The 9081-nt window shown below is 67.9% G+C and carries 8 protein-coding genes; 4 read left to right on the top strand and 4 right to left on the bottom strand.

What is annotated here, in order from left to right:
* From AB4Y68_RS13995 to rpsL, 4 genes are all read right to left on the bottom strand, one after another.
* A partial coding sequence (locus tag AB4Y68_RS13995) for a GTP-binding protein (protein WP_441455610.1) occupies positions 1-275 on the bottom strand: 275 nt, incomplete at its 3' end.
* Between the two features lie 121 nt (positions 276-396).
* Complete coding sequence (gene fusA / locus AB4Y68_RS13990) at positions 397-2475, bottom strand: elongation factor G (protein ID WP_441456367.1); 2079 nt, start codon at positions 2473-2475, stop codon at positions 397-399.
* A gap of 138 nt (positions 2476-2613) precedes the next feature.
* Complete coding sequence (gene rpsG / locus AB4Y68_RS13985) at positions 2614-3087, bottom strand: 30S ribosomal protein S7 (RefSeq protein WP_201100533.1); 474 nt, start codon at positions 3085-3087, stop codon at positions 2614-2616.
* Positions 3088-3165: 78 nt separating this feature from the next.
* The gene (rpsL, locus tag AB4Y68_RS13980; RefSeq protein WP_008260482.1) at positions 3166-3540 is read right to left on the bottom strand and encodes a 30S ribosomal protein S12; all 375 of its coding nucleotides are present in this window, start codon (positions 3538-3540) and stop codon (positions 3166-3168) included.
* Between the two features lie 365 nt (positions 3541-3905).
* On the opposite strand from rpsL, the gene AB4Y68_RS13975 reads away from it, so the two are divergent.
* The 4 genes from AB4Y68_RS13975 (at position 3906) to AB4Y68_RS13960 (ending at position 8973) form a co-directional block, all read left to right on the top strand.
* Entirely contained in the window at positions 3906-5537 is a 1632-nt protein-coding gene (locus AB4Y68_RS13975) for an efflux RND transporter periplasmic adaptor subunit (protein WP_441456366.1), read from the top strand.
* Between the two features lie 10 nt (positions 5538-5547).
* A complete protein-coding gene (locus AB4Y68_RS13970; protein ID WP_441456365.1) occupies positions 5548-6228 on the top strand; it encodes an ABC transporter ATP-binding protein in 681 nt (226 codons plus the stop codon).
* 189 nt (positions 6229-6417) lie between these two features.
* Positions 6418-7710 (top strand): ABC transporter permease, encoded by a 1293-nt coding sequence (locus AB4Y68_RS13965; RefSeq protein ID WP_441456364.1) that lies wholly within the window; start codon positions 6418-6420, stop codon positions 7708-7710.
* A 111-nt stretch (positions 7711-7821) separates the two neighbouring features.
* A complete protein-coding gene (locus tag AB4Y68_RS13960; RefSeq protein WP_441456363.1) occupies positions 7822-8973 on the top strand; it encodes a hypothetical protein in 1152 nt (383 codons plus the stop codon).
* Positions 8974-9081 lie beyond the last annotated feature (108 nt).

The raw sequence follows: 9081 nt of genomic DNA, 5'->3' as shown, positions 1-9081 counted from the left end.
ATGTTCTTCACGTAGTCGGCGTGGCCGGGGCAGTCGACGTGGGCGTAGTGACGGTTGGCCGTCTCATATTCCACGTGCGAGGTGTTGATCGTGATGCCGCGGGCTTTTTCTTCCGGGGCGGCGTCGATGTCGGCGTAGTTCATCGCCTTGGCGCCGCCGGCCTTCGCCAGCGTCATCGTGATCGCAGCCGTCAGCGTCGTCTTGCCGTGGTCAACGTGGCCGATCGTGCCGATGTTGCAGTGCGGCTTGTTACGTTCGAACTTTTCCTTGGCCATTCTCTAGCTCCTGGGTCCCCGAACCGGGGGTCCTATTGGTTGGGGGATGAAGGCGGGCGGTCTGCGCGCAAACCGCCCGGGTTTCAAGTGCGCCCGTCGCGAACGACGGGTTGGCGATGGGTTAGGCGTACTTCTTGATCACTTCGTCGGCGACGTGTTGCGGCACCGGATCATAGTGGTCGTACTGCATGGTGAACTGGGCGCGGCCCTGCGACATGCCCCGGAGGGTGTTCACATAGCCGAACATGTTCGCCAGCGGGACGAAGGCGTTCACGACAGTGGCGTTGCCGCGCATGTCTTGACCCTGGATCATGCCGCGACGGCCGTTCAGGTCGCCGATGACCGAGCCGAGGTATTCCTCGGGGGTCACGACCTCGACCGCCATGATCGGCTCGAGCAGCTTCGGAGCGCCCTTTTCCTTCAGTTCGCGGAAGGCGGCGCGGGCCGCGATTTCGAACGCCAGCACGCTGGAGTCGACGTCGTGGTACTTGCCGTCCGTCAGGGTCGCCTTGAAGTCGATCAGCGGGAAGCCGGCCAGCAGGCCGTTGTCCTTGACGGACTCCAGCCCCTTTTCGACGCCCGGGATGTATTCCTTCGGCACGGCGCCGCCGACGATCGAGTTTTCGAACACGAAGCCCGAACCCGGTTCACCCGGTTCGAAGGTCAGCATGACGCGGGCGAACTGGCCCGTACCGCCGGTCTGCTTCTTGTGCGTGTAGTCGATGTCGACCTTGCGGCCGAGCGATTCACGATAGGCCACCTGCGGGGCGCCGATCGTGGCGTCGACCTTGTAGGTGCGGCGCAGGATGTCGATCTTGATGTCCAGGTGCAGCTCGCCCATGCCCTTCAGGATCGTCTGGCCCGACTCGTGGTCGGTCGAAACGGTGAAGGACGGATCTTCCGAAGCCAGCTTGGCCAGAGCCACGCCCAGCTTCTCTTGGTCGGCCTTGGTCTTGGGCTCGACCGAGATCTCGATCACGGGCGCCGGGAATTCCATCTTCTCGAGGATGACGGGCGACTTCAGCGGATCGCACAGGGTGTCGCCGGTGCGGGTTTCCTTGAGGCCGGCCAGGGCGACGATGTCGCCGGCGTAGGCTTCCTTGATGTCCTGACGGTCGTTGGAGTGCATTTGCAGCATCCGGCCGACGCGCTCTTTCTTGTCGCGGCTGGAGTTCAGCAGCGACATGCCGGTTTCCATCTTGCCCGAGTACAGGCGGCAGAAGGTCAGCGAGCCGACGAAGGGGTCGTCCATGATCTTGAACGCCAGAACCGACAGGGGCTCGTCGTCCGAAGCCTTACGGGTGACCGGCTCTTCCGTCTTGTAGTCGATGCCCGGGGTGGCCGGGATGTCGACGGGCGACGGCAGGTAGTCGATCACGGCGTCCAGCAGCGGCTGAACACCCTTGTTCTTGAACGCCGAGCCGCCGAGGATCGGATAGAAGGCGCCGGTCAGGACGGCCTTGCGGATGCACTTCTTCAGGACTTCGACCGAGGGCTCTTCGCCGCCCAGGTAGGCTTCCATGGCGTCGTCGTCGAGTTCGACCGCGTTGTCGATCAGGTACTGACGAGCAGCGTTGCACTCCTCGACCATATCGGCCGGGATTTCACGCACGTCGGCGTCGGCGCCGACGGTGTCCGTTTCCCAGATCAGGGCCTTCATCTCGACCAGGTCGACGACGCCCTTCAGGAAGTTTTCAGCGCCGATCGGCAGCTGGATCGGCACGGCCTTGGCGCCCAGACGGTCGCGGATCGACTCGACCGAAGCGTTGAAGTCGGCGCCGATCTTGTCCATCTTGTTGACGAAGACGATCCGCGGAACCTTGTACTTGTCGGCCTGGCGCCAGACGGTTTCGGTCTGCGGCTCGACGCCGGCGTTGCCGTCCAGCACCGTCACGGCGCCGTCGAGCACGCGCAGCGAACGCTCGACTTCAATGGTGAAGTCCACGTGGCCCGGGGTGTCGATGATGTTCAGGCGCTTGCCGCGCCAGAAGGCGGTCGTCGCGGCCGACGTGATGGTGATGCCGCGTTCCTGCTCCTGGTCCATCCAGTCCATGGTGGACGCGCCATCGTGCGTCTCGCCCATTTTGTGGTTCTTGCCGGTGTAGAACAGGATCCGCTCGGTCGTCGTCGTCTTGCCCGCGTCGATGTGGGCCATGATGCCGAAGTTGCGGTAGTCTTCGATGTTATGCGTGCGGGGCATTGGAGTTGCCTTCGGGGTGCTTCGCGGACGCGACGAGCGCCCAAGGTGATATCGGATAAGACAGCGCGGGCGATTTAGCTCAAACCGCCCGCGCCGGATAGTCTCAGATAAGCGCGCCGGATGGCGCTTTGAAGACGCTTACCAGCGGTAGTGGCTGAAGGCGCGGTTGGCTTCGGCCATCTTGTGGGTGTCTTCGCGCTTCTTGACCGCGGTGCCGCGGTTGTTCGAGGCGTCCAGCAGCTCAGCAGCCAGCTTTTCCGTCATGGTGTTTTCACCGCGCTTGCGCGCAGCGTTGACCAGCCAACGGATGGCCAGGGCGCGGCGACGGTCCGGACGGACTTCGACCGGCACCTGGTAGGTGGCGCCGCCGACGCGACGCGAACGGACTTCGACCGACGGCGCGACGTTGTCGAGAGCCGTGTGGAAGGTCTCGACCGCAGTGTGGTCTTTCTTCTTCTCGGCCAGGATATCGAAGGCGCCATAGACGATGTTCTCGGCGACGGCCTTCTTACCTTCGTACATGACGTAGTTCATGAACTTAGTGACGATCAGATCGCCGAACTTGGGATCCGGCAGAACTTCACGCTTCTGGGCGCGGTGACGACGCGACATGGATTATTCCTTGCAGTGCCCGGCAGACGCCGGGAAAATCTCTGTGGGTCCAGGCCAGCAGGCCTGAAGACGGTTCGCTTACTTCGGACGCTTGGCGCCGTAGTGCGAACGACGCTGCTTGCGGTCCTTGACGCCTTGCGTATCGAGCACGCCGCGCAGGATGTGGTAACGCACGCCGGGCAAGTCCTTCACGCGGCCGCCGCGGATCAGAACAACCGAGTGCTCTTGCAGGTTGTGGCCTTCGCCGGGGATGTAGCAAACGGCTTCGTAGCCGTTCTTGGCCAGACGGACCTTGGCGACCTTACGCAGAGCCGAGTTCGGCTTCTTCGGGGTCGTCGTGTAAACGCGGGTGCAGACGCCGCGACGCTGGGGCGAACCCTCCAGAGCCGGCACCTTGTTGCGGGTGGGCTTGGGCTTGCGCGGCTTGCGGATCAGTTGGTTGATCGTGGGCATTTCGAATTCGTCTCTTTTCGATGTGGAGGCGTGTGCCTTTCGGCCGGAGCGCCTCATGAGCCTTCTTTTGGACGCCGCCGAAGCGCCGCCCGGGTGTTGATCGAGCGAGCCGTGGCGCCCAAACGAAAAAGCCGGAACGCGCGCTTTGGGCGTTCCGGCGGGCACAGCCCGTCCGCTCGATTGTCACGATCTCAACGGACGGCGAACCGCCCACGTCTCGAAAGTGCGCGCCGTTTACGCGGGATGTGTGAACGCGTCAAGTGATTCACCCCCGCCCCGCCTCGCGGTCGGCCGCGACGGAAACCCCTGACGCTCCCGTTCATTCTCTGACACGTCTCGTCTCGCAGCCACAAGGCCGCCGTTCCATGACCGCAACGCCGCCGCTGAACGACCCGTTGATACAGCCCCGGCGTCGCCGATGGGCCGGCAAGCGTCTGGCGTTGGGTCTGCTGGCCCTGCTGCTGGTCGCCGTGGCCGTGTGGTTCTTCTTCCTGCGCGGCGGCGAGACGACCGCCCCCTATCGCACCGAGGCGGTTCAGCGGGGCGATATCGTCACCAGCGTCTCGGCCTCGGGAACGCTGGAGGCTCTGGTCACCGTCGAGGTCGGATCGCAGATTTCGGGTCAGGTGACCCAGGTGCTGGTCGACTACAACGACCGGGTGAAGAAGGGCCAGGTGATGGCCGTCCTCGACCCGCAGAATCAGCGCTCGGCGGTCGACCAGTCCCGGGCGGCGATCCAGGCGGCCCAGGCCCAGGTGGCCACGGCCCAGGCTCAGGTCGCGCTGGCCCAGGCCGACTATGAACGGCAGAAATTCCTCTTTGACCGGGGCATCGTCGCCCAGGCCGTGCTCGACACCGCCAGCGCCACCCTGCGCACCGCCAACGCCGGCGTGCAGCAGGCCCGTGCCCAGGTCGCCCAGCAGCAGGCGTCTTTGCGCGCCAATCAGGCGACGCTGGGCCGCACCACCATCGTGGCTCCCATCGACGGCGTGGTCATCGACCGCAAGGTCGAGCCGGGTCAGACCGTGGCCTCCGGCCTCAACGTGGCCGTCCTCTTCACCCTGGCCCAGGACCTGTCGCGGGTTCAGGCTCTGATCAGCGTGGACGAGGCCGACATCGGCGCGGTCAAGGTCGGCCAGACGGTCAAGTTTACGGTCGACGCCTTCCCCAATGACAACTTCGTCGGCCAGGTCACGCGCATCCGCATGTTGCCGACGACCGCATCCAGCGTCGTCGCCTACACCGTCGAGGCCGAGGCCGAGAACCCTGGCGAGAAGCTGCTGCCCGGCATGACCGCCAACGCCGAGATCATCCAGCAGCAGTTGACCAACGTCCTGCGCGTGCCCAACGCCGCCCTGCGCTTCACCCCCGCCGGGATGCAGGCCCCGTCCGGTCAGTCGACGGGCGGCTCGCCCTTCGGCGTCGCGGGCGGTGGGCAGCAGCGCCAGGGCCAGGGTCCGGGCCAGGCCCAGGGCGGCGGACAGGGCGGCATGGCGGTGCGCATCGCCGATCAGCTCAACCTCGACGCCGACCAGAAGCGCAAGATCGAGCCGATCCTTCAGGCCGCCCAGGCCGCGACCCGCGCCGGGGGGCGCACGGCCGCAGCCGGTCGGAACGGCCCGTCCGGCCAGCGGCGCGGCCCTAGTCCGGCTACGGCCGCCGCCTTCAACAAGGCCTTCGACGAGATCAAACCCCTATTGCGCCCCGACCAGCAGACCCAGCTCGAGACCCTGCGTGGTCGGTTCGCGGGCGGCGGCGGGCGCGGCGTGGTCTGGGTCCTGGTCGGCGACAAACCGGTCCAACGCTCGGTCCGCACCGGCGCCACCGACGGCAGCTATACCGAGATCACCGACGGCGACCTCAAGCCGGGCGATCAGGTCGTCACCGGCGGCGGCCCGCGTCCCACCGCCCCCAGCGCCCAGGCCCAGCAGCAGGCCCAGCGTCGCGTCGGCGGCGTCGGCGGCATCGGCGGCGGCGGCGGCGGCCCGCCGCGTTGAGGACAGGTGCATGATCGAGATCGAACGCCTGACCAAGACCTACGTCATGGGCGACGACGTCATCAACGCCCTGGGCGGCGTCTCCATGGCTGTCGACCGAGGCGAGTATATCGCCATCATCGGCCCCTCAGGCTCCGGCAAGTCGACGCTGATGAACGTGCTGGGCGGTCTCGACCGGCCCTCCTCCGGCGCCTATCGGTTCGAGGGCGAGCCGGTGGCCGAGTTCGACGACGACCAGTTGGCGGGGTTTCGCAACCGGCGGATCGGCTTCGTCTTCCAGTCGTTCCAGCTGCTGCCGCGCCTCAGCGCCGTCCAGAACGTCGAACTGCCGATGATCTATGCCGGCATCCCCCCCGCCGAGCGCCGCGCCCGCGCCGTCCAGTTGCTGGAACGGGTCGGCCTGGGCCACCGGCTGAACAACAAGCCGACCCAGATGTCGGGCGGCCAGCAGCAGCGCGTCGCCATCGCGCGAGCCCTGGCCAACGCTCCCGACCTGCTGCTCGCCGACGAACCCACCGGCGCCCTGGACACCGCCACGGGGCAAGAGGTTCTGGAGCTGTTCGACGAGTTGAACCGCCAGGGCCTGACCCTCTGCATCGTCACCCACGACACCGAGGTCGCCGCCCGCGCCCGGCGCCGCGTAGCCTTCCGCGACGGGCATATCGTCAGCGATGAAAGGGGGAGCGAATGACCTTCCAACTTCCGCTCATCCCCCTCTCCCACGTCGTCATCCTCGGGCTTGCCCCGAGGATTCAGCCGTCCGCGCCCTCGACACCCACGCCCCTCCCGCCCCGCACCATTCAGCCCCTCGCCAGCCCCGCCCTCCGCGCGTGGGTTTCACAAACCGCTAGGTTCATTGCCCTGCGCGGAACCCCCTGACATGGACCAGCAAACCCACCCCGGCGCCGCCTCGATGCTCAAGATCACGACCGGCGGGATGAGCCCGTTTGAACTGGTCCGCTTCGCCATCGGCGCCATCGCCGCCCACCCCATGCGGTCGGCCCTGACGTCGCTCGGCGTCGTCATCGGCGTGGCGGCGGTCATCATGATGACCTCGGTCGGCCTCGGCGCGCAGCAGAACGTCGAGAAGGCCCTGTCCAGCCTCGGCACCAACATGCTGGTGGTGCGCTCGGGCGCGCCGCGCGGCGGGGGCGGCGGCTTCGTACGCGGCGCCGGCGGCAGCGGCACCACACTAACGGCCAAGGACGCCGCCGCCATCGCCGAACTGGACGGGGTCAAGGCCGTCTCCCCCTCGGTCAACGGCGGGGCGCAGTTGATCTATGAGGGATCCAACTGGTCCACTCGGATCGAGGGCGTCACGCCCGACTACCTGATCGCCCGCGACCTGACCCTGTCGTCCGGCCAGATGTTCGACCAGGCCGCCGCCGATAGCGGGCGCAAGGTCGCCGTCCTGGGGCAAACCGTCGTCGGCAACCTGTTCGGCGAAGGCGTTGATCCCGTCGGCCAGCGCATCCGCGTCGGCCCCATCCCCTTTACCGTCATCGGCGTCCTGTCGCCCAAGGGCCAGTCGGGCTTCCAGGATCAGGACGACATCGTGGTCGTGCCTCTGGACGCCGCGCGTTCCCGCATCATCGGCCGCGGCCTGTCCGGCGACCAGATCAACCAGATCTACGTCAAGGCGACCGACAAGGACGCCCTCTATCAACTCGAGCAGGACGTCGGGAACCTGCTGCGCGAGCGCCACCGCATCCAGCGCGGCGCCGACGACGATTTCAACGTCCAGAACCTGACCTCGATCCAGGAAGCCGCCCAGGCCTCGACCGCCACCTTCACCATCCTTCTGGCCGCCGTGGCCGGGGTGTCGCTGGTGGTCGGCGGGGTCGGCATCATGAACATCATGCTGGTCAGCGTGACCGAACGCACCCGCGAGATCGGCCTGCGCATGGCCATCGGCGCCCGGCGCAGCGACGTCCTGACCCAGTTCGCGCTGGAGTCCGTGGCCCTGTCGCTGCTGGGCGGGCTGATCGGCCTGGTCCTCGGCGTGGGCGGCGCCCTGCTGATGTCCAAGTTCGGCGACTGGCCCGCCGCCATCCCGGCCTGGGCCGCACCCCTGGCCATCGGCTTCTCCACCTTCGTCGGGGTTGTCTTCGGGGCCTACCCCGCCTGGCGTGCGGCGCAACTGGATCCGATCGAGGCCCTGCGGCGAGAGTAGCGCCCGTGCAACCCTATCTGTGCGATCGGCGTTCCGCGATATTGGAGACTCGCCCCGATATTGCCATGCTTGCCTTGGCATCTTTCGCGACGAGGGTTGGGGGAAGCCGCTATGACCGTTGCAGTCCTGGCCGGAGCGCCGGCCCGTCGTCCGCGTCCCGGCGTGCGGCGCGCCTTGATGGCCGGCGCTTCGGTGCTGCTGCATGTGGGCGTCCTGGGGTCCATGATCCTGCTGGCGGCCAGCGAAGACCAGGCCGTCCGCCTGCCCCCGCCGCCGCCCATCATCCAGTTGGAAATAGAGCGGCCGCCGGTCATGCCGGAAGAACGTCTGCGTCCGGTGGCTCCGATCCCGGTCCCGGTCCCGACGCCAGAGCCCCTGCCCGCGCCAACGTCATCGACCGAGGCGGCCCCGTTGGCCACGCCAATGCCGGCGCCGCAGGTCACGCCGACCCCGGCGGCGCCACAGCCGACGCCACAGGCTGCGCCCCAGACGACGGCCCAGGCAGCGCCCGCGCCGACGCCTGCGCCGACGCCCATTCCGGCTCCGATGCCGATTGCGGTTCCGGTTCCGGCTCCGGTTCCGATTGCGGTTCCGGCTCCGGTACCCGTGCCGGCCCTCAAGCCCATGCCGATGCCCCCGGCCGCCGCCGAACAGGCGACGCCCGCCCCGGCGCCCGTCGCCCCGATCCGTTCGCGCAAGAAGGACGAGGATGAGGCTCTCGACGGACCACCCGCGGCGCCGGCCCCGCGCATCGCTGCTCCCGCGCCCGGCGCGCCCTCGGCCGCCGCCGCCGGCGTGCCGGGCGTTTCCGACACCTGGCGCTTCGCCCCGGAAGGTCAGGACTCGCGCAACGCCCGCGCCTTGCGCACCTCGCCGGCGGGCTGTCGCTCGACCGAGATCCTCGCCCGCGGCGAACAGGCCATCTGCGACGAGCGTTTCAACGCCCGCGCGGCCGAGGGCGCGGCGCGGGCCCCGATCAGCGGCAGCGGCAACGCCCAGCGCGACGCCCGCTTCGCCCGCGAAGGCGCGCGCGAGATGCAACGCTATGAGGTCCAGCGCCGCCCCTTGTCAGGCGGCGTCGGCGTGGTCGGCCCCGGCGACTGCCCCGGCTCGAACTTCGGCACGGGCTGCGCCGGCGCGCATCTGAAAGACCTACCCGGCGTAGACATGCGCCAGGGAGCCCGCAGCACGGTCAATGAGGGTGAGCGCCGGACCAGCGGTTTCTCCGCCAGTGTCGGCGGTCTGCGCGTCGGCGGCGACTGACCCTTCGCTTCGTCGGCCCCGAAGGCCTCAAGCAGCCCGAAGGGCAGTAGGCCAGTACCGGGCCTCAAGTAGGCCGACGGGCGGTAGGCCCAGTACCCGGCCTCAAGC

It is taken from the genome of Brevundimonas sp. 2YAF1, assembly GCF_052114745.1.
Lineage (GTDB): Bacteria > Pseudomonadota > Alphaproteobacteria > Caulobacterales > Caulobacteraceae > Brevundimonas.
The sequence above is the reverse complement of the archived record's forward strand: the minus strand, read 5'-3'. Positions and strand labels throughout refer to the sequence as shown.